The sequence below is a fragment of the Pseudomonas sp. MH10 genome (assembly GCF_034353045.1).
Taxonomy (GTDB): domain Bacteria; phylum Pseudomonadota; class Gammaproteobacteria; order Pseudomonadales; family Pseudomonadaceae; genus Aquipseudomonas.
Genome location: NZ_CP133783.1, coordinates 3,631,050 through 3,653,408, shown reverse-complemented (window position 1 = coordinate 3,653,408; position 22,359 = coordinate 3,631,050). Strand labels below are relative to the sequence as shown.

Genomic DNA, 22,359 nt, shown 5'->3' with positions numbered 1-22,359 from the left:
GGACATCCTTAGGTGCAGGAGCAGCAGACATTTGATGAGTGCTGATCGCGAGATGCCATTGTTTTTTTCAGGTCGAACCCGCACCATCAACCGGTTATCGGATTACCGTACGGGCTAACTCCAAGTGGCGGGACGTCTTCCTTTTAATTGGTCAAGATACGCCGGATATCTAGGGCGGTGGCTCTCCTTTGGGCTGCTTCTGACCTGCCTGCTGGCAGGCGGTCTCAATGCCGATTGGGATTTCTCCGTTATCAGCCGTAATGCCGAATTGTTATATGGCCCTTTGGGCGAGGGTCGTAATCGTATAGACGCATGGCAACGGTTACTGTCGACCGAAAAACAAATCAGTGAAAAAGAAAAACTCGAAGTGGTTAATCAGTTTTTTAACCATCAGATCCGTTACGTAGAAGACATAGATAACTGGCACGAGATTGACTATTGGGCAACCCCCATCGAGTCGCTTTGGAAGGGCGCCGGTGATTGTGAGGACTATGCGATCGCCAAGTATTTCAGCCTTCGGCGCTTAGGGGTATCGAACGATAAATTGTTGATCACCTATGTCAAAGCCCTGCGCCTGAACCGCGCACATATGGTGTTGACGTATTACTCAAGCCCAAACGCCGAACCATTAGTGCTTGACAGCCTTATCAATGAAATTAAACCCGCTAGCCAACGAACTGATTTATTACCGGTCTATGCCTTCAACGCCGAAGGTTTGTGGTTGCCAGGCGCTAAGGGCAACAAAAGAGTAGGCGACACGAAACGATTGTCTCGATGGCAGGATGTGTTGAGAAAGATGCATGCCGAAGGTTTTCCGGCCGAGCCTGATCTCTAGGAGAGGAGTTCTGATGTCTCTGTTTAAACAGTTATTGCTCGCAATCTGCCTGTTCCTGGTCGTCGCGTTCAGCGGCAGTTTCATGGTCAGCGTTGAAAGCTCACGGGCGCAATATGTTAACCAACTGCGTTCCCATGCGCAGGACGCGGCGACGTCGCTGGCGCTTTCGTTGACACCCAATATCGACGACCCAACGATGGTCCAGTTAATGGTCAGCTCAATCTTCGACAGCGGCTATTACTCGAGTATTCGCGTCATCGACCTCGCGACTGAGAAAGTCATCATTGAGCGATCCGGCGTAGCGGACAGCAGCTCCGTTCCGGCATGGTTCGTCAAGCTGATCGGCCTTGACGCGGCGGGCGGCGATGCCATTGTCAGCCGCGGCTGGCAGCAGGCGGCTCGCGTCGAGGTCGTCAGTCACCCGATGTTTGCGTTGGCCAAATTGTGGGACAGTGCGTTAGGCAGTCTTGGGTGGCTACTGGCCTGCGGTCTGGTCAGCGCAGTGCTGGGCGCCTTGTTGCTGCGCCGTCAACTTAAGCCGCTGGACTACATGGTCGCGCAATCGCAAGCCATCGCTCGGCGTGAATTCCTCAGCCTGCCGGAGCTGCCGCGTACGCCAGAACTGCGTCGAGTTGTTCAGGCCATGAACCAGATGGTTGAGAAACTCAAAGCGCTGTTTCAGGAGAGCACCGAGCGTAGCGAAAAACTGCGCATTGAGTCTTATCAGGACAGCCTTACGGGCTTGGCCAATCGTCGCTATTTTGAAATGCAGCTCAACGCCAGAGTGAGCAATCAGGAGGAGGCCCGCTCGGGTTATCTGTTGTTGGTACGGGTCAAGGATTTGGCCGGCTTAAACCAACGACTGGGCGGCAAGCGCACGGACCAATTGCTTCAGGCGGTCAGCGAACAGCTGCTTCGGCAATGCGCGCGCTACCCGGAAACCACTAACCTGATCACCCGTATCAGAGGTGGCGAGTTTGCTGTCCTGGTTCCCGGCATGATGCGGGCCGAGGCCTTGCAACTGGCGCAAGACCTGGAAGGCTCGCTGCTCAGCCTGCAGGCCACCGGTGCATCGGACGTTAGCCCCGTGGCTCATATTGGTCTAGCGCCCTATAGCCCCGGCGACTCGCCGCAAACCCTGTTGGGCCTGGGTGATCAAGCGTTATCTCAAGCTGAAATCGAAGGTGAGCGCAGTTGGAGTTGCATCGAACACAGCGCAGTCGTCAATTTAGGCGACGATCAGCATGCCTGGAACACATTGCTTGATCAGGCGCTGACTCAGCGGCGTTTCGAATTGTTTTTCCAGCCCGTCGTAAGCAGCAGCAGTCCAGAGCAGGTGGTGCAGTACAAAGTTCTGTCTCGCTTGCTGGATGATCAAGGACAGACGATTTCCGCTGGGCGATTCCTGCCGTGGCTGGAACGCTTCGGCTGGTCAACGCGCCTTGACCAACTCATGCTTGAATTGGTTGTGCAGCAGATGCTTCAGCATGAGCAAGCGCTGGCCTTAAACCTGTCTGCGGCAACGTTGGCGGACCCTGTGGCGCTGAATAAAGTGTTCGACATACTGAAGCAGCATTCGCGATTGGGAGACAGGTTGACACTTGAAGTAGGTGAAGAGCAGCTGCCCTCGCAGGCCGTTCTTGAGCAACTTTCCCGTCGCCTTCGGGAGTTGGGATTCTCACTGGCAGTGCAGCACTTCGGAGGTCGTTTCAGCATGATTGGCAACCTGGCCCAGTTGGGGCTCGCTTACCTGAAGATCGATGGCAGTTATATTCGGGCTATTGACGAGGAAAGTCACAAGCGCTTGTTTATCGAAGCCATTCAGCGCGCTGCGCACAGCATTGATTTGCCGCTGATCGCCGAGCGCGTAGAAACCGAAGGCGAGTTTCGGGTCATTCGCGAGATGGGAATACAAGGCGTGCAAGGCCAGCTATTTGGCCAACCCGCGCCATGGCAATAAATGGCTCCTGGTTGACGCGGTGTCAGATCAAACCTGTTTCATCATCGTTGATCAGATGACTCAGGCCGCCCAGGGTTTCTCGAGCGTGTGTCCGGTCCATCACTTTGGCTTGTGCGGCGGGCGGTAGATCGGTCACACGGATCACGCCCTTACGGGTCAACACCTGGATCAAGTCGTCGAGTACCCGAATCATCTCCATGTCGCTTTGCTTGAGTTGGCTCAAGCTGGTCTCAACCGCCTCGTTGGCGTACCACGTCTGAAGTTCTTGATCGTCGGGCGGCAACATACCGGTGGATTCTGGATACGGCGCGGCCTCTACGCGAACAAGCGCACCCTGAGCATCGCGTTGAACGTAAAACATTGGAAATCCCTCATCAGATTGAGCGAGTGACCGCGTCGATGCTCACCAGCATAGGCGTTTGGCGTGAGTATGCACGCCACCAACGGCCACGTGAACGGCCGACGTTTTAGCCGTGGTGTTCGACCTAGATCGCAGTTCACCTCTCTGTGGGAGCTAATCTTGTGGGCGAAGGGAACGGCGCGCTATGCCTGACACGTTGTGCCGTCCGCTTCCCGAATAAATTCGGTCCTTCAGCCTCGCCAAATCATTACCCTGCTAACGCACCACGCGTCCCGACACAAAATGCGCAACGTCGTTATACCCTGGCGTAGACGCATGGCCGGGTGTCACCAGCGAATCAATGAACGCCTCGTCTTCAGCGGTGATTTTTACGCTCTGGGCTTTGGTGTACCCATCCCATTGTTCTTCAGTTCGCGGCCCGACGATGGCCGACGTAACCGCCTGATTGTTCAACACCCACGCAATGGCGAACTCGACGATGCCGACGCCTTTCTCTTGGGTGTATGCCTGAATTTTCTGCGCGATACGCAGCGACTCGACTCGCCACTCGGTTTCCATAATGCGTTTGTCCTGACGCCCCGCACGGCTGTTGCTGTCGGGAGTGACATCCGGCGCATATTTGCCACTAAGGACGCCACGGGCTAACGGGCTGTAAGGCACGACACCCAGGCCGTGGAAGGTAGCAGCGGTGATTTGTTCAAGCTCGGCTTGGCGATTGGTGATGTTGTACAACGGTTGGCTGATCACCGGTTTATCCACACCCAATCGCTGGGCGATATTGACGATTTCCGCGATACGCCAGCCCCGGAAGTTGGACACGCCCCAATAGCGGATCTTGCCTTGACGCAGCAAGTCGCCAATCGCCGAAACCGTGACCTCCAGCGGCGTGTTGTGGTCCTCGCGGTGCAGGTAATAGATGTCCACATAGTCGGTGCCCAGTCGGCTCAAGCTAGCGTCGATGCAGTTGAATATGTGCTTGCGACTTAACCCGCTGTTGTTCGGCGTGGTGCCGGGGTGAGGCGAACCCACCTTGGTCGCCAGCACCCAGTCACTGCGGCGTGACGCAATGGCCTCACCGACAATTTCCTCTGAACGTCCGTTGTTATAAACGTCCGCTGTATCAATGAAATTCACACCTTGATCCCAGGCTTTGTCGATAATCCGTAACGACTCTTCGGTGCCGGTTTGCTCACCAAACATCATCGAGCCAAGGGTCAACGTGGACACGCGCAGGCCGGACTGGCCGAGAATGCGATAAGTCATGCTCAAGATCCTTTTCAAAGGGTTAAAGGAAAACCGAAATACGGCGAATTAACGTTACTACCGTCGTCAATCCCTCCACCTTTGTCAAATACCTGAAAGCGATCTTGACCAACGATTACGGCCATCCCACTTTTCTATCGCCCAAAATTAAGCCCGGCAAAAGCCGGGCTGAGAGGAATAGTTGAAACGATTAGCTAGTGCGGTTTGCACCAACGTGGTCAGCGCCATCAGTCGCAACACGGTTTGCACCAACGTGGTCAGCGCCATCAGCAGCAACACGGTTTGCACCAACGTGATCGGCGCCATCAGCAGCAACACGGTTTGCACCGACGTGATCAGCACCGTCAGCAGCAACCTGGGCTGAGTGGATATGAGCTGAACCGTCTGCGGCGTAAGCAGGAAGCGCGAAAGCGCTGCTAGCCAATACTGAGAAAGCCAAGCCGAAGATTAATTTTGAAGTTTTCATGTTGGTGCTCCGAATGTGTTGCTAGTGTTTAACTAGGTATGGGTTGGATTTTACGCAGCGCTGTTTTATTAAGAAGTTAATACGAGTGGTACCGGCCATCATTGAAAATGATAGTTCTATAAAGTCGATATATTTCAATAGCTTGAAGTGATTTTCGGCAAAAAGTGAAGGGCGATGACAGGTCGGCTTGGAAGCATTGAACAAGGCTAATTGCTGCGGCTAGACTTACAAAGAAGTCCCATGCTCTGCGACGGTCTTGATCCTGAGCCCGCTTAAAAAGCACAAGGTTCCACCCGCAGCTGTCAGGCCACTCAGAACGTAGAGCATGCTGGTCGGAAGACGTGGCAGCTTCTACGGAGTGTTGTTAAAACTTAGGCAAACCCCACGCTTCCAGCGGAAATTCCTCAAGCGACTGCAGGCACAGATCGGCATGAACGTACTGCTCGATGGGCATGTGCGAATCGGGTACCGCTACTGCGTACATTCCCGCCGCCTTGGCCGCCGTCACGCCAAATGGTGAGTCCTCGAACACCAAGCAATCCTTGGGATCAACGCCCAGACGGCGGGCCGCGACCAGGAAAATATCAGGCGCAGGCTTGGCGGCACCGACTTCCGGGTCGTCAGCCGTCACAACCGTTTCGAACAGCTCGAACCATGGGCGGTGCAAGGTGGTTTTGGCGTTGAAGTAATGAATCGATGAGCTGGTGCCAACGGCGATAGGAATATTGTGAGTCGCCAAGTGACGGACCAGCGCTTCGGCACCTGGCATTGCGGTAGCGCGCGGAAAGCGTTCGTCCAACAGCGGTTCACGGATGGTCAGGAACTCATCGATCGACAGCGGCAAGTCCAGCGCGCCAATCACGTAGCCGGCGAAGTCCCGCGCCCCACGGCCAATGGTGTTCTGTTTGAGCGTCCAGTCGAACGAGCGGCCGTAACGTCTTGCAATCATGTCGGTGACTTCGGTGTAGATCCCCTCGGTATCCAACAACAGGCCATCCATATCGAAAATAACGGCCTTGATTGGGCCAAAGTTCTTGAGTTGCTGAGTCATTTCATCTGATCCCGTTTTCAAATCCGAACATCAGCCTACCGTCTGAGGGAAGACCGTGGCTAGCCGCAGATGATAATCTGGCCCGCTTATGGATAGCCAAGCAGGTGGGAGAGAGATGAAAAAATCAGTAAAGGTTGCAGTGGGCGTTGTCATAGCAGTCGCCGCATTGAGTTCTGCCGGAGCGTGGTACACCGGCACTCAACTGGAAGGCGTTTTGCACACAGCAATCGACGAGGCCAATCGCCAGATCAAATCCTCCCTTAACGGTTTCGATGGCAGCGTGACGCTGGAACTGGTTTCCCTTGATCGCCATGTGTTCAGCAGCACGGCGCATTATCGGGTGAATATCAAAAGCGCAAAATTGGGCAAGGGTAACGAAAACGTTGAGCTGCTTTTCGTCGATAACGTCGAGCACGGTCCGTTGCCATGGTCACGCGTGAAGTCGCTGAACTTGATGCCGGTCATGGCCGCCAGTAACTACGAAATCGAAAAAAATTCAGTCACCGAAAAATGGTTTGCCCTGACCAACGGTGTCGCGCCGCTTAAAGGCCACACCAATATTGGTTACGACCACTCCACCGAAGGCACCCTTGAACTGCTGCCGCTGGATATCGACTCGCCCAATGGCACGCTTAAATTTTCCGGGCTTAACCTGTGGTTGCAGTCCACCGCCAACGCTGAAAAAGTCAAAGTCACGGGCTCGCTCGACGACATCAAGGCCAACGTACCTTCGGAACAGGGCCCGGTCAGTTTCAATATTCACAACCTGTCCTTCAATACCGGCGGCACTAAAGGCGCCTCAGGTTTTTACTTGGGGCACAGCGACTTCAAAATGGCCCAGTCGGGAATCCAGATCGGCGACAAACCGCCGGTGGAGTTCAAGAATTTCGTCAACACCAGCTTGATGCAAGAAGAGGGCGGCAACCTCGCGGCACAAGTGACCTACGACATCGACATGATCAGCTACGGCGGCAAGGACTTCGGCGCTGCGCAAATGTTATGGAAATTCGGTAACTTTGACGTCGCATCGACCCAAGCGCTGTACACGCTTTACCAGCAAAAAATTCAGCCCCAACAACAAGCCGCCGCGTTGGCTGGCGTACCGGTGAAGTTGCAACTGAGCGATGCCGACCAGACGCAAATGAATGCTGAACTGGCGAAGCTTCTGGCGGCCAAACCGCACATCGAACTGGAAAAGGTCTCACTTAAAACGGCCAATGGCGAAAGTCATTTCAGTCTCGCCATGGATCTGAAGAACCCAGGCCCGCTTGACCAGCCGGTGCCTGATTTGGTCAATAAAATGCTCACCGAACTGGATGCCAAATTGCTGGTGTCCAAACCGATGATTAAAGACCTTGCGACTCAGGCAGCGGCCCTCAATGGCCAGACCGATCCTAAAGTCATTGAGCAACAGGCACGGGACGCGAGTGAAATCGTGGACGGCGTGGCGGTCATGTCACAGTTGGCCAAGGTCGACGGTGACAACGTGGTCTCCCACCTGCATTACGCCGACGGCATGGCAGACTTCAACGGCCAGAAAATGACCGGCATCCAGTTTGTCAGCCTTATTGCCAGCAAGTTTTCCGCGATGAGTGGTGCAGGGCAGTAAGCCGGCAACGCAAGTACTGTGTGCGAATTTACTCGCGAATACGGCTTATCAGGCACCACGGAGTTGAATGTGCCGACGCCTTCGCGAATAAATTCGCTCCCACGGATTGGGGCGGGCCCGTCCACAGACTCCAAGTGCTACGCCTTAGGTATCAGTGTCAAAAGTTGTCTCATCAGGTAACATTTTCCCGCGTTCGACTTACGGGAATCCGATGGACACCTTTCAAAATATGCGTGCTTTCAGTCTGGTTGCCCAGACAGGAAGTTTCACTGCTGCAGCTGAGCTTATGGACAAAACAACGGCCAATATCTCCAAGGCCGTTTCCCAATTAGAAGCTCACCTTCACACCCGACTGCTCAACCGAACCACACGACGTATCGCGCTGACCGAAGCCGGTAAACGATATCTGGCACGTTGCGAGCGTATCCTTGAAGACATTCTTGACGCTGAAACCGAAGCCAGTGTCGCCCAAGCCAAACCGGCCGGTAATCTGAAAGTACATGCGATGTCTGGCATTGGTACGCACTACGTAATCGCTGCTATCGCGCGTTACCGTGAGACCCATCCGGAAGTCACCTTCGACCTGACCCTCTCCAACAAGCTCCCGGATTTGCTGGAGGAAGGCTATGACGTGTCGATACTGATCGCCAGCGACCTGCCGGATTCCGGGTTCATCTCGCAACGGCTCGGCATTACCTACAACATCCTTTGCGCATCGCCCGGCTACATTGAAAAACACGGTCAACCAAGCACGCCTGCCGAGTTGCTTGAGCACGATTGCCTGCGCATTGTTAACGCAGCGATTCCTCAAGAAAAGCTGATTTTCGACGGCCCGGACGGTGAAGAAACGGTGATTCTTTCCCGATTCCCATTCCACGTGAACACCGCCGACGCCATGACAGTGGCCATCCAAAGTGGCATGGGCATAGGCGTTCAGCCGGTCTCTTCGGCCATTGATGGGCTACGCAACGGAACGCTGGTTCGAATCCTGCCTAGGTATCGGTTGCAGGAGACCAACCTCTACGCGGTCTACCCGTCACGGCAGTTTCTGGATGCGAAAATCAAAACCTGGGTCGAATATTTGCGCGAATCTGTGCCGCTGTTTTTGGCCGCGCATGAGGGCGACTTGATGACCCACACGGTTTATTGAGCGGGCTGTTTGGCGATGATTGTCGCGACCCGCTCAAGTGCGATTTTTAACTGCGCCCGATCCCCTGCCGCACACAAGCTGATGCGTATCGCGTGGACGTCGTTTTGCTTGACCGCGAACACCTCCGCTGGCACCACGTCGACGAGATCAGCGCGGCAGGCCTGAGTCAGCGCCATCGACGGCATGTCGCTGGTGATCCACGCGTGGGGTGAAGGGCTTTCCTGCTGGTACAACGCGGCCCCGAGAATCTTCTTCGCCAAGCGCCAACGCTGAGTGGTTTCTTCGGTCTGCCACGCCAATCGGCGCAGCGCGGTGCCGTCACTTATCCACTGACTGGCGATGGCCAGACACAACGGTGAAACGCCCCAATGCGTTGCCTGGGCGTGGGGATCGATTAATTCGAGCAACGTCGGGTCAGCAGCGATCCAGCCAACACGCAAACCCGGTGCTACTGTTTTTGACAGGCTGGTGACTAGCAAACCGCGGTTGCCCAGCAGTCGGGTCAGCGGCGGCGTGGTGGTCAATGCGCCGTACACATCGTCTTCAATGATCAACAGATCATGCTGGCGAGCGACCTCGGCGATTTCCAATTGGCGTTGTGGCGACATAATGGTCGATGTCGGGTTCTGCAGAATGGGCGTCAGCACGACGACTTTTGCACCGGTTGCACGCGCCATTCGATCAAGCTCGTCCGCAATGATGCCTTGGCGGTCAAGGGCAATGCCGTGCAATGGCAAACGCAATTGTCGACCCGCCGCCTTGATTCCCGGTGCAGTGAATGCTTTCACTAATACCGGGTCGCCAGGCTGACAGAGCGACAATAACGCCATGAACAATCCATGTTGGGCTCCGTTGCAAAGCATGAGGTGTTCTGGCGGCAGGTTCAGGCCGCGAAGGTTTAGCCAGGCCGCGCCTTGAGCTCTACCGAAGGCCAAGTCATCCGCACTCAGGTAGTTTTGTAAGCGCTGCGCGTGTCCGCCGTTGATCAGCGCGGAGAGGGCGGCCACTTCGTCTGCGCTGTTTTCGTGGGTTACCGGCACATTGGTCGATAGATCAATGACGGCCGAGCGCTCAGCGGGTTGTTTGAGGCGGAACAGCGTCGCTTCCTTGCTCCCTGCCAGCACATAGGTGCCTCGTCCAACTTCCCCCGAGACCAAATGCCTGCGCGCCGCCTCGCGATAGGCTTGCATCGTCGTGCTCGGGTTCAATCCTAAATTCCACGCCAGACGTCGTTGCGGTGGCAGTCGCTCACCCACTTTAAGCTCGCCGCTTTCAATGGCTTGGGTAATGGCCTCTACCAACGCCAAGTATTTTGGCTGGCCTGAATCCGTTAGCGTCGGCGTCCACATTTATTGTTGCTCATGCAATATAAGATTTAACCCATACAATGCTCTGCGCCTAAGATCAGGTCAAACCCGCCCAACACTTACCTAAGAGCACGGTGCTTTATGTTTGACCTGATCGCGTTGCGCCACGCTACACACACCATCCGCCCCTTGATTCCAGCAACTGCGCAGTACGCCTGGCCACGCTTGGCCGAACGGTTGGGTTGCGAGGTGTGGGTCAAACACGAAAACCACGCACCGACCGGCGCTTTCAAAGTACGCGGCGGTCTGCTCTACGTTCAGGGTTTGCTCAAGCGCAAACCAAACGTGACCGGGCTGGTGACGGCCACGCGGGGCAATCATGGACAAAGCCTGGCAACAGCCGCACGAAATGCAGGACTGCCCATCATCGTCGTCGTGCCCCTTGGCAACTCCCAGGAAAAAAACGCCGCCATGCGTGCAATGGGCGCCCAACTGATTGAATACGGCCAAGACTTCGACGAAGCCCGCACCGAAGCGGCCCGCCAAGCTGAACAACACGGCTATGAAAGCGTCCCGGCGTTCCACCCGGATTTGATCCTCGGCGTCGCAACCTACGCCTTGGAATTGCTCGAGGCGGTGCCAGACCTGAAAACTGTCTACGTGCCCATCGGCATGGGTTCAGGTATTTGTGGGCTGATTCAGACCCGTGATCTACTGGGCTTGAAAACCGAGATCGTCGGGGTCGTCTCCGAACACGCCGACGCCTATGCCCAAAGCGTCGAGCAAGGCAAAATAATCACCACCGAAACCGCCAACACCTTCGCCGACGGGATGGCTTGCCGCATTCCCCTGCCAGAAGCGTTCGAAATCATCCGCAACGGCGCGGCGCGGATCGTCCGTGTCAGCGAGCACGACATCGCCAGCGCCATCCGTATCTTTCACGAAGACACGCATAACACCGCAGAAGGCGCCGGCGCGGCGGGGTTGGCGGCGTTGGTGAAAGAGCGCTGTCAGCAGAGGGGGCACAAGGTCGCAGTGATATTGAGCGGGGCAAATATTGACCGTGAAATGTTTGGGCGGGTGTTGGGCGGGATGTGAGTTAACGCCATCCCTGAAGAGCCAACTGGTTGGCGAAGGCTTAATGCGATGTATCAGTTACATCGCTTCGCCAACCCGTTGGCACTTTCAGGTTTAAGCTTCTAAAAACCGCCACGCAACTGCCTGACCAACTTCTCAATAAACGCCTCACAGTCACTCAAGCTGGTATCAATCACAAACTCGGGTGTCAGGGGCGCTTCGTATGGACTGTCGATGCCGGTGAAGTTGGTAATTCGTCCTTCTTTCACGGCTCGATACAGACCTTTTGCATCACGGCGGACACATTCCGAAAGCGGAGTGTTGACGTGAACTTCAAAGAACTCATCTTCGGCGAACGAATCTCGACTGGCGTCACGATCCGCACGAAAGGGCGAGATGGCCGAGACGATAACAATTAACCCCGCGTCGACCATGAGTTTGGCCACTTCAGCAATGCGCCGCACGTTTTCATGGCGATCAGCGTCAGTCATGCCCAAATCTTGGCAAAGGCCTAGACGGAGCCGATCACCATCCAACAGGTAACTGTGCATGCCTCGAGATTGCAGGGCTTGATCCAGTTGGTTACCCAGTGTGGATTTTCCAGCACCCGACAAACCGGTAAACCAGACGCAACATGCGCGCTGTTGCTTCATGCCTGCACGCAACGCTTGTCCGACCGCCAACTTCGGCGCAATGATCAGGGGCCGCACATTAGTCATAGGCGAAGAGTTCGTAATCACGGGCGTATACCTCGCGCACTTTGCGTCGGGTTGCAGCGGAGCAGAAGTCGCGGTTCTCGTCGCCATCTCGCGAGGTACGGTTGATGTGTTGGAGTTCGGCTTTGACATTCAGATGTTCACACAGTGCCAGGAAGTCGGGAATAAGGCTTTCTTGCCGCCCAATGAAATCGACGTCTATGGAACCCATCGAATTTTCCAGAAAACAATGTTGCGGTACAAAATGTATCTGTTTGGTGATGTTTTCCGGGTGCAGCCAATTGTCGATAAACGCGTCGAAACTAGGGTACTTATTGACGAGCTCGTTGGCGGCTTTATCACGCCGTTGAGTATTGGTTAGCAAGTAGCTGTACGCCGACCACGCGCGTTGCAGTGGGTCACGCACGAAGCCAAATTTGAAATAGTGTGCGTAACGTTCAGCGAATTCTTTCTCATACCAATACAGCGGCAGATGGCCGGTTGGGGTGTCGCCAAAAAGCGACATGGCGACACTGCTACCCGCGCATTTTGGGACGTGGATAAATACGCACTTAAGCTCGTCGAAGACCTTAGGAAATCGAATTCTCCCAGACAGCGCTTTGTCCACAACCTGCCGGTCAACTATCGAAAGTCGCTCAAGCAAGAGTTCTCGCTGCACCTTTGGAATTAACTTCCAAAACAACCTGGTCATTATGGCAGCCTATAACTTTTTGATAATCAGTGACTCAGGATACAGCTGCGAATATTTAATCCCACAATATTTTCACACTATTTACATTAAAAAACAGTCGATTGGTTAATGTGAATTTTGTGTCAAGAATTGTAAGTTAATTGTAAATTAATTGTAAGTTAATTGTAAGTTAATTGTAAGTTAATTGTAAGTTCGGGGTTGCGGGCGCGAATATACGCCCAGTCTCCTCAGGCGCGCTATTGGGTAATGTCGAGTGTCTTCTCATTGCCTCAAATTCCACGGCGTTGGGCACTACTCGATAACTATCCGAATGAATAGTGAATCAATTCAGCGCTGGAAAAAAATGCCGCGCGGCTACATTGTTTCTTGTTCCCGCCCCGGTCTAGAAAACAATCAATGATTGATTACTCCACTCTCGAAGCCATGCTCACCCATCATCCCGCGTGGCGATTATTGCGTTCGGGTCATGCGCCGCTGGTGGCCAGCTTTCTGTACCAAGCCTTCGTAGTCACGAACGTGCGGGTTGTCTCTGCTGCTGATCTGGCTGAGGCCTTGGAGGATGAGCTGTACGTATTGCGCAGACGGTTGGGGGACGATGCGTTTCCAAAGTCGGCGCTTTTTTACCTGGATGAATGGGCCAACCCCGACAAGGGTTGGTTGCGTAAGTTTTACCGCCAGGGGTCTGACGAACCGCAGTTTGATTTAACCCCTTCGACGGAAAAAGCCATTACTTGGTTGGAGTCGCTCACCGAGCGTAGTTTCGTAGGCACCGAATCACGCCTGCTCACCTTGTTTGAGCTCTTGAAGCAAATGAGTGAAGGCAGCGAGGCTGACCCCGCCAAACGTGTCGCCGAATTGCAAAAACGTCGAGACGATATCGACGCAGAAATAGTCCAAATTTTGGCTGGCGATGTTCCCTTGTTGGACAGCACTGCGCTAAAAGATCGCTTTCAGCAGTTCACCCAATTGGCCAGAGAGTTGTTGTCTGACTTCCGTGAGGTCGAGCATAACTTCCGTCTGCTGGATCGACGCGTGCGCGAGCGCATTGCGTTGTGGGATGGGGCCAAAGGCGCTTTGTTGGAAGAAATCATGGGTCAACGCGATGCCATTTCGGACTCGGATCAAGGACGCAGTTTCAAAGCATTCTGGGCATTCCTGATGTCGAGCCGTCGTCAGGAAGAACTCACCGATCTGCTTGATCGAGTGCTGGCATTGGCGCCTGTTGTTGAATTGAAACCGGACATCCGGACGCGACGGGTGCATTACGATTGGTTGGAAGCGGGAGAGCATACGCAGCGAACGGTCGCGCAGTTGTCCCATCAATTGCGGCGCTTTTTGGACGATAAAGTCTGGTTAGAGAACCGACGCATCATGGACATTCTGCGCGGTATCGAAGCGAAAACCTTGGGTGTACGTGATAACCCGCCGCCTGGGAACTTCATGGACATCGCCGAGCTGGTGGCGAGCTTCGATTTGCCGATGGAGCGTCCGCTGCACACGCCAGCCCTCAGCGCTGTGTTCGCCGACATCGCCTTAATGGCAGGCGACGAGGATCTGGATGCCGGGGCGCTGTATTCCCAAGTAGTAGTTGATTGCGCGCAGTTAGCGGCTCATATCCGGCATGCCCTGCAAGACCGGACGCAGATTAGCCTGCGTGAACTGACCCAATTGCAGCCCATCGAACAGGGCTTGGCGGAACTCGTCGCTTATCTGCAACTCGGTACTGAATCATTCAACACCGTCATTGATGAAAACACACCTGAGACGATTTATTGGGAGGCCCTGGCGAGCGATGGCACGTCCGTGAACAAACAGGCTTTGCTGCCACGCATTATTTTCGTGAGATGACCATGAACGACGAGCCATCTGACCTTGACGTTGCAACGCCGCCTGCACAATCGGACCTTTCGACGTTGGTGGTGTCGCTCCTGAAAGGGGTGATTTATCGGGAAGCGAACGAGGGGGTGTGGGTCGCGCTACTCGGCTTGCAGGCGCGGGTTCGCGATTACGTCGCCGTTATTGGGCTGGACCTGACACTGGATGAGTCCGAAGGCTATGCTTTTCTACAGAGCCGGGCTGAACCGTCTGAAGAAGAGGGCGCTTCCAAAGTGCCGCGGCTGATTGCGCGGCGTCCGTTGTCCTTTCCCGTCAGCTTGTTACTGGCGCTGTTACGCAAAAAACTGGCCGAATTCGACGCCAGTGGTGGCGAGACGCGAATGATCCTGAACCGCGACGAACTCGTCGAGTTGGTAAGGGTATTCCTGCCCGATAGCAGCAATGAAGCAAAGCTCATCGACCAGATCGACACGCATATCGGCAAAGTGGTTGAGCTGGGATTTTTGCATCGTCTGAAGGGGTCAAGCGCGCCCGTCACGTATGAGGTCCGGCGCATTCTCAAGGCCTTTGTCGACGCGCAATGGCTAGCGGAGTTCGATATTCGGCTGGCGCAATATCGCGCACGACTCTCGGGCGAGATCAGCAATTAAACAGGCACTAGAGCACAAGCACATGGACGTGGGGTTGCCGCACGCTAATGGCATAAGGGAGATAAGTCATGAATGAACCGCAATCGTTAGGGTTGGACTTTGTCGCTGATGACACGTTGTCGGGCTTCCGGTTACAGCGGCTGGAAGTTTTTAATTGGGGCACCTTTGATGACCGTGTATGGACGTTATCGCCCAATGGGAAAAACGGTTTACTCACAGGCGACATAGGTTCTGGAAAATCCACGTTGGTGGACGCCATCACGACCTTACTGGTACCGGCCCATCGCATTGTTTACAACAAGGCGGCCGGCGCCGACAACAAAGAGCGGACATTGCGTTCGTACGTGCTGGGCCATTTCAAATCTGAACGCAATGACGCAACCGGCTCTGCCAAGCCCGTCGCATTGCGCGATCACAGTAAGTATTCAGTCATCCTCGGCGTGTTTTATAACGCCGGCTACGATCAGACCGTTACCTTGGCTCAAGTGTTCTGGATGAAGGAAGGGCACGTTCAGCCCGAGCGTTTTTTTGTAGGCGCCGAACAGGACCTATCCATCACCAAAGACTTTGCCAACTTCGGCTCGCAAATGCCGCAGTTGCGTAAAAGACTGCGAGCATCGGGCGCCGAAATTGAAGATTCTTTTTCCAAGTACGGCGCCTGGTTTCGGCGACACCTGGGGATCGACAACGAACAAGCGATGGAGCTGTTTCATCAAACGGTGTCGATGAAGTCGGTGGGTAATCTGACCGACTTTGTCCGCAGCCATATGCTCGAACCCTTCGATGCCGCTCAACGGATCAGCGCATTGATTGCGCACTTCGACGACTTGAGCCGCGCCCATGCCGCAGTGCTCAAGGCCAAGCGCCAAGTGGAGTTACTGGTGCCGCTGGTGGCCGACTGTGACAGGCACCGTGGGCAAGTTGCTGAACTAGAATCTTTACGTGAGTGTCGAGAAGCATTAAAGCCCTGGTTCTCAGAGCTGAAACTGGGTCTGCTGGATCGACGCTTACAGCGTTTGGCCGAAGAGCAGGCGCGTTTGGTCAGTAAAAAAGAACACTTTATTGAACAGCGTGACAGTCAGCGCAAAGACGTGGAATCGCTCAAGCAGGCAGTGGCAGACCATGGCGGTGCGCGGCTGGAGCAGTTAGCGGCTGAAATTCGTGAGCAGCAGCAGGAACTCGGACGACGGCAACAACGTGCGCAGCGCTACGCAGAACTGTTGGCGTTGTCGGGCGAGCCTTGCGTCAATGATGAACGTGAGTTTACTCAGGTGCGGCAGCGTACCTCGGCTCGCCGCGAAGACGTCAGCCAGCAGGAGGCAGAGGTCCAGAATCAGGTCATGGAGTGTGGCGTGTCGCTGCGCGAAGGCCGGCGTGAGCATGAGCAGCTGTCTCAAGAGATCAACAGCCTCAAGGCACGGCGCAGCAACATTCCGTCAGCTCAAATCAAAATGCGCGCGGCGCTCTGCGATGCGTTGGCGATCAGCGAAGAAGCCATGCCGTTTGTCGGCGAACTGCTTCAGGTTCGCTCAGAACACCGTGAATGGGAGGGCGCCATTGAGCGCGTTTTGCATAACTTCGGTCTCGCCTTGTTGGTCCCGGACGAGCATTACGCGCAGGTTGCCGCCTGGGTTGATCGCACCCACCTGGCCGGGCGTTTGGTGTACTTCCGGGTCCGCGCTGCACGTCAGGCTGATAAACCAGACTTACACCCGGAATCGTTGGTTCGAAAGTTAAGCGTCAAACCCGATTCGGTTTTTTACCCGTGGTTGGAGCGTGAACTGGCTCACCGCTTTAATTACGCCTGTTGCGAAACACCTGAGCAATTTCGCCGTGAAGTTCGCGCTATCTCTAAGTCCGGTCAGATCAAAGCCGCGGGGGAGCGCCACGAGAAAGATGACCGTCATCGCCTGGATGACCGTAGCCGGTATGTGTTGGGTTGGAGCAACGCCGAAAAAATCTCGGCGATGGAGGCGACGAAAGCCAGTCTGGAGTCCCGACTGAGTGCTATCGGATCAGAGATTGCTAGCGGTGAAAAACATCAAAAGCAATTACGAGAACAACTCGACGCACTTGGGCGGCTCAGTGAGTTCAATGAGTACCGGGAGCTGGATTGGGCAGCTTGCGCGTCATCCGTTGCACGCTTGCAAGACGAAAAAGCCGAGCTGGAGGCCGCCAGCGACACTTTGCTGCAACTCAGTGCTCAGCTCACAAAAGTAAAAGGCGAGTTGGAGGACACAGAAAAGCAACTGTTGGCATTGGAACGAGATCTTGGAAATCACGAAAGCAAGCATGAAGCCGCCACCGCACTGCACGTCGAAACCAGCCAGTTCCTGATCGATATCCCGGCTGCAACACGCTCGCGCTTGGAGACGCTGGGAAAGGACGTATTGAACGATCATTCGCTCAAAGTTGAGTCGTGCGATGGCCGCGAGAGTGACGTGCGCAAAGTTCTGCAAGGGAAAATCGACGCTGAGGAAGCCGTGTTAAGACGGCTCGGCGAAAAGATCATCAAGGCGATGACCGACTTTAAAACCGCCTACGTGCTTGAAACCAGTGAATTCGATGCCGATCTGGACGCAGCGCCTGAATATCGATTGTTGCTGGACCAGTTGAACAGCGACGATTTGCCAAGATTCGAGGCCCGTTTCAAAGAGCTGCTCAACGTCAACACCATCAACGAGATCGCCAACTTCAACGGCCAGTTAGCCCGCGAACGAGAAACCATCAAAGAGCGTATTGCCAGAATCAACGAATCGTTAGGGCAGATCGACTACAACCCAGGCCGTTATATCGTGCTGGAGTCCCAGGTCAGTCCGGACGCTGAAATTCGAGATTTCCAGACGGAGCTGCGCGCCTGTACCGAAGGCGCGCTCTCCGGCTCCGACGACGTTCAATATTCCGAAGCCAAGTTCCTCCAGGTGAAGTCCATCATCGACCGGTTTCGCGGCCGCGAAGGCCTGTCAGAGCAAGACCGGCGCTGGACCGCCAAGGTCACCGACGTGCGCAACTGGTTTCTGTTTGCAGCCAGCGAGCGCTGGCGCGAAGACCACCGTGAGCATGAGCATTATTCCGACTCGGGCGGTAAGTCCGGCGGGCAAAAAGAGAAACTGGCCTACACCATTCTTGCCGCCAGCCTGGCTTATCAGTTCGGTCTGGAGTGGGGGGCTGTGCGTTCGCGCTCGTTCCGTTTCGTGGTCATCGATGAAGCCTTCGGTCGAGGCTCTGATGAGTCGGCGCAGTACGGGTTAAAACTGTTTCAGCAACTCAACCTGCAACTGCTGATCGTCACGCCGCTGCAAAAAATCCACATCATCGAGCCGTTTGTTTCTAGCGTGGGGTTCGTCCAAAACGACGGGGGGCGGGCGTCCAAGCTGCGCAATCTCACTATCGAAGAGTACCGCTTGAACAAGGCAGATTTTTTGTCATGAACTGGACTACGGCAAACGATCTGAAAGAGCAGCTTCGGCGACTGTGGGCGCGTGGTGATCTGTTGCGTCCGCACGTGACGGGCGAGGCTTGGGTGCCGAAGCGTCTGACGCTGAAATCGCCCAGCTCCACGGAGTTGAGTAGCCAGTTTGAGGTGGTCAGACCTTGGATTAACGCCATTGCTACGATTCCGCACATTCGGGTTGAGTGGCGCGAAGTGAACCATCGCATCCTGGGCGCCCAGCGCGTGCCAACGGCTGCGTGGGTGGACACCCGCGAGGCGGCAATCGTGCTCATTGGTAAAAGCGAGGACTTGAAACTGTTTTCCGAGTTGGTCGCCATTACCCGTGAGCAACACCCTACGCTACTGACCTGGTTGGCCGCGCGGCCACTGGTGGCCATAGGGCTTGCGGCGCAATGGGGTCATCTGCTTAACACCGTGGCTTGGATCATTGAACATCCGCGTCCTGGCATTTATCTGAGGCAAGTCGATATTCCGGGTATCCACAGCAAGTTCATCGAAGGGCACAAGGTAACGCTTAGCGAACTGTTTGATCTCGTACTGCCTGAGCGAGCCATTGCTCCTGAGCACTCCGGCGTAAGCAACTTTGCTGCTCGCTACGGTTTTCTCGATAAACCCGTCCGAATCCGTTTCCGCGTGCTCGACGATTCAATCCCGCTGTTGCCCGGCTCAGCCCTTGCGGACATCACCCTGGACGCAGGCAATTTCTCCCGTCTCAACTTGCCCGTTGCACGCGTATTCATTACCGAAAACGAAACCAACTTCCTCGCCTTTCCCCCTGTAGCCAACGCCATCGTTATTTTTGGCGCGGGCTACGGCTGGGAGGCGTTGGGGCGCGCCAGTTGGCTGTCACGCTGCACAATTCATTACTGGGGCGACATCGACACCCACGGCTTCGCCATCCTCGACCACCTCCGCCGCCGCTTTGATCACGTCGAATCGTTCCTCATGGACCGGGAAACGCTGATGGCCCATGAAGACTTGTGGGGGGTGGAGAAGCAGCAAGTGCTGCATGACCTACCGAACCTCACGGATGAGGAGCGGGCGCTATTCGATGAGGTACGGGATAACCGGATTCGGGGCGGGTTGCGATTGGAGCAGGAATGGATTGGGTTTGGCCGGGTGGAGGAGGCGTTGAGGAAGGCGGGGTGATGTGGGTCGCCTTTATATGTAATGCACGATGTGAGTGTTAGGAATGGGTTGGCAACAGACGGTTTTCAATCGCGCTAAAATGCCGAGCTGCCGTTTAAAGCCCGCTGCATCAAGCAAGGCATGATGCAGCAACCACATCGGAAGGATTCGAAAGTATGAGTGAGCACCAGCAGCGGGAATGGAAAGCCTCGTGGCGAGACGAATATTTGAAATGGATATGTGGCTTCGCCAATGCCGAGGGTGGCGTGCTAGAGGTTGGCCGCAACGATGCGGGTATGCCGGTTGGGCTGGTCGATGCAGTACGGTTGTTAGAGGAAATCCCCAACAAGGTGCGGGATGTGCTTGGCATCATGGTGGACGTGAACCTGCGTCAGGAAGAGGGGAAGGCACTGCTGGAAATTGTGGTTCCGGCCTACCCCAGTCCAGCTAGCTATAAAGGTGAATATCACTACCGCAGTGGTAGTACCAAGCAGGAATTAAAAGGCGCGGCGCTGACACGGTTTTTGCTACGCAAACAGGGTTTGCACTGGGATGGCGTGCCGCTTCCCGGTCTCTCACTCGACGACTGTCAGCCCGCCGCGCTGGAGGGTTTTCGGAGCAGAGCGGCCAAAAGTGGGCGGGTGGACACCGCCGTCCTGGAAGACGGCGACTACGCTCTGCTGGCCAGTTTACAACTGGACGAAGGCCAATACTTGAAGCGCGCCACCGCTTTGTTATTCGGCACTAAGCCTGAGCGATTTATACCTGGCGCGTCCATAAAGATAGGGTTTTTCTTAACCGATGATGACCTACGTTATCAAGACGAGATCCGCGGTAATCTATTCTTCCAAGTGGAAAAAACGCTTGAGCTGATGCACAGCAAATACCTCAAGGCGTATATCAGTTATGAAGGTATTCAGCGCGTAGAACGTTATCTATTTCCCTTACAAGCCCTGCGTGAGGCGTTGCTCAATGCCGTCATCCACAAGGACTACGCCAGCGGCATTCCGATCCAGATCAGCGTCTATGAAAACCGGGTTGTGATTTGGAATCCTGGCCAATTACCCAACCACTGGACACAGCAGCAACTGTTGGCCAAACATCCGTCTCATCCTTTTAACCCATTGCTGGCTTCGGCTTTTTTCCGTGCGGGCTATGTTGAGTCTTGGGGGAGAGGCATTGAAAAAATTCTAAGCGAATGCCGCAAACACAATATTCCACCACCCCTTTTCGATACGGGCCTGTCGGGTCTGATGCTGACCTTCTGCGCCGAATCAGGGCAGTTAGCCGAGGCGCTAGGGGGTAATGTGCTCCCCCATTCGGTGCAAACTCCAGCAGAAATACCGTCAGCTACCCAAGAAACTACCCAAGAAGCTACCCAAGAAGCTACCCAAGAAACCATATCGGGATCGGTGTCCGAAAAAGTCGTGGCTCTGTTACGCCGTCACCCAGCTATCACTCGCCGTGAACTGGCAAAACAGCTGGGCCTAAGTGAGGATGGAACCAAATACCATTTGGATAAGTTGCGAGCGGCCGCGATGATCCGGCATGTTGGCCCCACTAAAAGTGGGCGCTGGGAGGTACTTAAATAAGTCATATGGCACCACAATCGCTACCAGATGCCTAGGTCGTCGGGTTGTGCCTACCATCGCCGTTAGGAGCTTCCGATCCGTCATAGACACAGCAACTGAAGGCGTCCGGGCAGCCATGAAAACTCAGCTGCCCGGCGTGCCATGCACTTCTTCGAAGAAGTAGTCTTTCCAGCTGTCAGCCTTGTTTTTCAACACGCCCAGTTCCTGCAATTTGCTGGCGTAGATGAAAGTGCGCTGCGGGGTGATGGTGAAATCGATTTCGGGATCCGCGACGATTTTTTCGACAAGCGCCAGCGGCAGTTTCGATTGCTCTACACGGATGTAGGTCTGTGCGGCGGCAGGCTTGTCGGCCTTGATGATCTGCTCGGCTTCGGCCAGCGCGTCGTAAAAGGCTTTGTAGGTTTTGGGGTTTTCGTCGTGGAATTTCTGGGTGGTGTAGAGCACGTTAAACGTGGCCTGACCGCCGAGCACGTCGTACGAACTCAGCACTTTATGGACGTTAGGATTCTCCAGTTCCTGGTACTGGAACGGCGGGCTGGAGAAGTGCGCGTTCAACTCAGAGCCACCGGCAAGCAGCGCGGCGGTCGCATCCGGGTGCGGCAGGCTGATCGAAATGTTGTCGAATTTTTTAAAATCAGCATCGCCAAACACCTTGGCGGTTTCGATCTGCAACGTCCGCGACTGGAAGCCTACGCCCGCAGCAGGAACGGCAATCCGGTCCTTATCGGAGAAGTCCTTCAACGTCTTCACGTCAGGGTTGATGCTGAGCAAATAGTTAGGCATCGAACCCAACGAGGCGATGGCTTTGACGTTCTGCTTGCCCTTGGTGCGGTCCCAGACCGTGAGCATCGGCGGCACGCCGGCGGATACCACATCCAGCGCGCCAGCTAGCAAGGCTTCGTTCATGGCGGTGGCGCCTGAGATGCTGTTCCAGTCGACAGCGATGTCCAAGCCCTGTTCTTTACCGTGCTTCTCGATCAAGTGCTGATCGCGCACCACGTCAAGAATCAGGTAACCGATACCGAACTGCTGGGCGATGCTGATTTTGCCTTCCGCTTGCGCGCCGCTGCTGAGCAGTATGCCCAGTAAACCGAATGCGATTGCGAGTGGGGTAAGCGCCGGACGCTTGAACGATGTGGCCATGAAATTCTCACCATAAAGAATGAATACAACAGGCCGGTCGTCCGGCGTTGCATATAGCTTACAGTTATCG

18 protein-coding genes are annotated in these 22,359 nt (G+C 55.0%); 10 read left to right on the top strand and 8 right to left on the bottom strand.

Annotated elements, in window-relative coordinates:
* Positions 1 to 124: 124 nt before the first annotated feature.
* Together lapG and lapD are read left to right on the top strand one after the other, a co-directional pair.
* Positions 125 to 835, top strand: coding sequence for a cysteine protease LapG (gene lapG, locus RHM59_RS16225; protein ID WP_369124691.1), 711 nt, complete (start codon positions 125 to 127; stop codon positions 833 to 835).
* 13 nt (positions 836 to 848) lie between these two features.
* Positions 849 to 2,795 carry a cyclic di-GMP receptor LapD gene (lapD, locus tag RHM59_RS16220; protein WP_322224740.1) on the top strand — a complete coding sequence of 649 codons (1,947 nt, stop codon included), beginning with the start codon at positions 849 to 851 and terminating at the stop codon, positions 2,793 to 2,795.
* A 22-nt stretch (positions 2,796 to 2,817) separates the two neighbouring features.
* Here lapD and RHM59_RS16215 read toward each other — a convergent pair whose 3' ends face one another.
* From RHM59_RS16215 to RHM59_RS16200, 4 genes are all read right to left on the bottom strand, one after another.
* On the bottom strand, positions 2,818 to 3,156 hold the full coding sequence (locus RHM59_RS16215) for a tryptophan synthase subunit beta (RefSeq protein ID WP_322166942.1): 339 nt from the start codon (positions 3,154 to 3,156) through the stop codon (positions 2,818 to 2,820).
* Positions 3,157 to 3,411: 255 nt separating this feature from the next.
* The gene (locus RHM59_RS16210; protein ID WP_322166943.1) at positions 3,412 to 4,419 is read right to left on the bottom strand and encodes an aldo/keto reductase; all 1,008 of its coding nucleotides are present in this window, start codon (positions 4,417 to 4,419) and stop codon (positions 3,412 to 3,414) included.
* A 190-nt stretch (positions 4,420 to 4,609) separates the two neighbouring features.
* A complete protein-coding gene (locus RHM59_RS16205; RefSeq protein WP_322166944.1) occupies positions 4,610 to 4,885 on the bottom strand; it encodes a hypothetical protein in 276 nt (91 codons plus the stop codon).
* 364 nt (positions 4,886 to 5,249) lie between these two features.
* Positions 5,250 to 5,936, bottom strand: coding sequence for an HAD-IA family hydrolase (locus RHM59_RS16200; RefSeq protein ID WP_322224738.1), 687 nt, complete (start codon positions 5,934 to 5,936; stop codon positions 5,250 to 5,252).
* Between the two features lie 115 nt (positions 5,937 to 6,051).
* On the opposite strand from RHM59_RS16200, the gene RHM59_RS16195 reads away from it, so the two are divergent.
* A complete protein-coding gene (locus RHM59_RS16195) occupies positions 6,052 to 7,545 on the top strand; it encodes a YdgA family protein (protein WP_322184447.1) in 1,494 nt (497 codons plus the stop codon).
* A gap of 211 nt (positions 7,546 to 7,756) precedes the next feature.
* Positions 7,757 to 8,695, top strand: coding sequence for a LysR family transcriptional regulator (locus RHM59_RS16190; protein WP_322166947.1), 939 nt, complete (start codon positions 7,757 to 7,759; stop codon positions 8,693 to 8,695).
* Here RHM59_RS16190 and RHM59_RS16185 read toward each other — a convergent pair.
* Positions 8,689 to 10,044 (bottom strand): PLP-dependent aminotransferase family protein, encoded by a 1,356-nt coding sequence (locus tag RHM59_RS16185; protein WP_322224736.1) that lies wholly within the window; start codon positions 10,042 to 10,044, stop codon positions 8,689 to 8,691. The genes RHM59_RS16190 and RHM59_RS16185 overlap by 7 nt on opposite strands.
* A 99-nt stretch (positions 10,045 to 10,143) precedes the next feature.
* Between RHM59_RS16185 and RHM59_RS16180 the strand changes: the two genes are divergently transcribed.
* Complete coding sequence (locus RHM59_RS16180) at positions 10,144 to 11,100, top strand: threonine dehydratase (protein WP_322224734.1); 957 nt, start codon at positions 10,144 to 10,146, stop codon at positions 11,098 to 11,100.
* 101 nt (positions 11,101 to 11,201) lie between these two features.
* On the opposite strand, the gene cysC is transcribed toward RHM59_RS16180, so the two are convergent.
* Entirely contained in the window at positions 11,202 to 11,798 is a 597-nt protein-coding gene (cysC, locus tag RHM59_RS16175) for an adenylyl-sulfate kinase (protein ID WP_322166950.1), read from the bottom strand.
* On the bottom strand, positions 11,791 to 12,489 hold the full coding sequence (locus RHM59_RS16170; RefSeq protein WP_322185264.1) for a sulfotransferase family 2 domain-containing protein: 699 nt from the start codon (positions 12,487 to 12,489) through the stop codon (positions 11,791 to 11,793). Before RHM59_RS16170 ends, cysC begins: the two co-directional genes overlap by 8 nt.
* Before the next feature lie 393 nt (positions 12,490 to 12,882).
* Here RHM59_RS16170 and RHM59_RS16165 point away from each other — a divergent pair, with 393 nt between their 5' ends.
* The 5 genes from RHM59_RS16165 (at position 12,883) to RHM59_RS16145 (ending at position 21,146) form a co-directional block, all read left to right on the top strand.
* Positions 12,883 to 14,334: a DUF3375 domain-containing protein gene (locus RHM59_RS16165; RefSeq protein WP_322224732.1), complete on the top strand. Its 1,452-nt coding sequence runs from the start codon at positions 12,883 to 12,885 to the stop codon at positions 14,332 to 14,334.
* A 2-nt stretch (positions 14,335 to 14,336) separates the two neighbouring features.
* The gene (locus tag RHM59_RS16160) at positions 14,337 to 14,972 is read left to right on the top strand and encodes a DUF4194 domain-containing protein (RefSeq protein ID WP_322166952.1); all 636 of its coding nucleotides are present in this window, start codon (positions 14,337 to 14,339) and stop codon (positions 14,970 to 14,972) included.
* 68 nt (positions 14,973 to 15,040) lie between these two features.
* A complete protein-coding gene (locus RHM59_RS16155; protein ID WP_322184446.1) occupies positions 15,041 to 18,403 on the top strand; it encodes an ATP-binding protein in 3,363 nt (1,120 codons plus the stop codon).
* Positions 18,400 to 19,575: a Wadjet anti-phage system protein JetD domain-containing protein gene (locus RHM59_RS16150; RefSeq protein ID WP_322166954.1), complete on the top strand. Its 1,176-nt coding sequence runs from the start codon at positions 18,400 to 18,402 to the stop codon at positions 19,573 to 19,575. The genes RHM59_RS16155 and RHM59_RS16150 overlap by 4 nt, the downstream gene beginning before the upstream one ends.
* Before the next feature lie 155 nt (positions 19,576 to 19,730).
* Positions 19,731 to 21,146 (top strand): ATP-binding protein, encoded by a 1,416-nt coding sequence (locus RHM59_RS16145; RefSeq protein ID WP_322224730.1) that lies wholly within the window; start codon positions 19,731 to 19,733, stop codon positions 21,144 to 21,146.
* A gap of 123 nt (positions 21,147 to 21,269) precedes the next feature.
* Here the strand turns inward: RHM59_RS16145 and RHM59_RS16140 are convergent, their stop codons facing one another.
* On the bottom strand, positions 21,270 to 22,289 hold the full coding sequence (locus tag RHM59_RS16140) for an ABC transporter substrate-binding protein (RefSeq protein ID WP_322224728.1): 1,020 nt from the start codon (positions 22,287 to 22,289) through the stop codon (positions 21,270 to 21,272).
* Positions 22,290 to 22,359: the final 70 nt, after the last annotated feature.

Coding starts and splice junctions, on each gene's coding strand:
- lapD (WP_322224740.1), top strand. CDS start 849: ATGTCTCTGTTTAAACAGTTATTGCTCGCAATCTGCCTGTTCCTGGTC.
- RHM59_RS16215 (WP_322166942.1), bottom strand. CDS start 3,156: ATGTTTTACGTTCAACGCGATGCTCAGGGTGCGCTTGTTCGCGTAGAG.
- RHM59_RS16210 (WP_322166943.1), bottom strand. CDS start 4,419: ATGACTTATCGCATTCTCGGCCAGTCCGGCCTGCGCGTGTCCACGTTG.
- RHM59_RS16205 (WP_322166944.1), bottom strand. CDS start 4,885: ATGAAAACTTCAAAATTAATCTTCGGCTTGGCTTTCTCAGTATTGGCT.
- RHM59_RS16200 (WP_322224738.1), bottom strand. CDS start 5,936: ATGACTCAGCAACTCAAGAACTTTGGCCCAATCAAGGCCGTTATTTTC.
- RHM59_RS16195 (WP_322184447.1), top strand. CDS start 6,052: ATGAAAAAATCAGTAAAGGTTGCAGTGGGCGTTGTCATAGCAGTCGCC.
- RHM59_RS16190 (WP_322166947.1), top strand. CDS start 7,757: ATGGACACCTTTCAAAATATGCGTGCTTTCAGTCTGGTTGCCCAGACA.
- RHM59_RS16185 (WP_322224736.1), bottom strand. CDS start 10,044: ATGTGGACGCCGACGCTAACGGATTCAGGCCAGCCAAAATACTTGGCG.
- RHM59_RS16180 (WP_322224734.1), top strand. CDS start 10,144: ATGTTTGACCTGATCGCGTTGCGCCACGCTACACACACCATCCGCCCC.
- cysC (WP_322166950.1), bottom strand. CDS start 11,798: ATGACTAATGTGCGGCCCCTGATCATTGCGCCGAAGTTGGCGGTCGGA.
- RHM59_RS16165 (WP_322224732.1), top strand. CDS start 12,883: ATGATTGATTACTCCACTCTCGAAGCCATGCTCACCCATCATCCCGCG.
- RHM59_RS16160 (WP_322166952.1), top strand. CDS start 14,337: ATGAACGACGAGCCATCTGACCTTGACGTTGCAACGCCGCCTGCACAA.
- RHM59_RS16155 (WP_322184446.1), top strand. CDS start 15,041: ATGAATGAACCGCAATCGTTAGGGTTGGACTTTGTCGCTGATGACACG.
- RHM59_RS16150 (WP_322166954.1), top strand. CDS start 18,400: ATGAACTGGACTACGGCAAACGATCTGAAAGAGCAGCTTCGGCGACTG.
- RHM59_RS16145 (WP_322224730.1), top strand. CDS start 19,731: ATGAGTGAGCACCAGCAGCGGGAATGGAAAGCCTCGTGGCGAGACGAA.
- RHM59_RS16140 (WP_322224728.1), bottom strand. CDS start 22,289: ATGGCCACATCGTTCAAGCGTCCGGCGCTTACCCCACTCGCAATCGCA.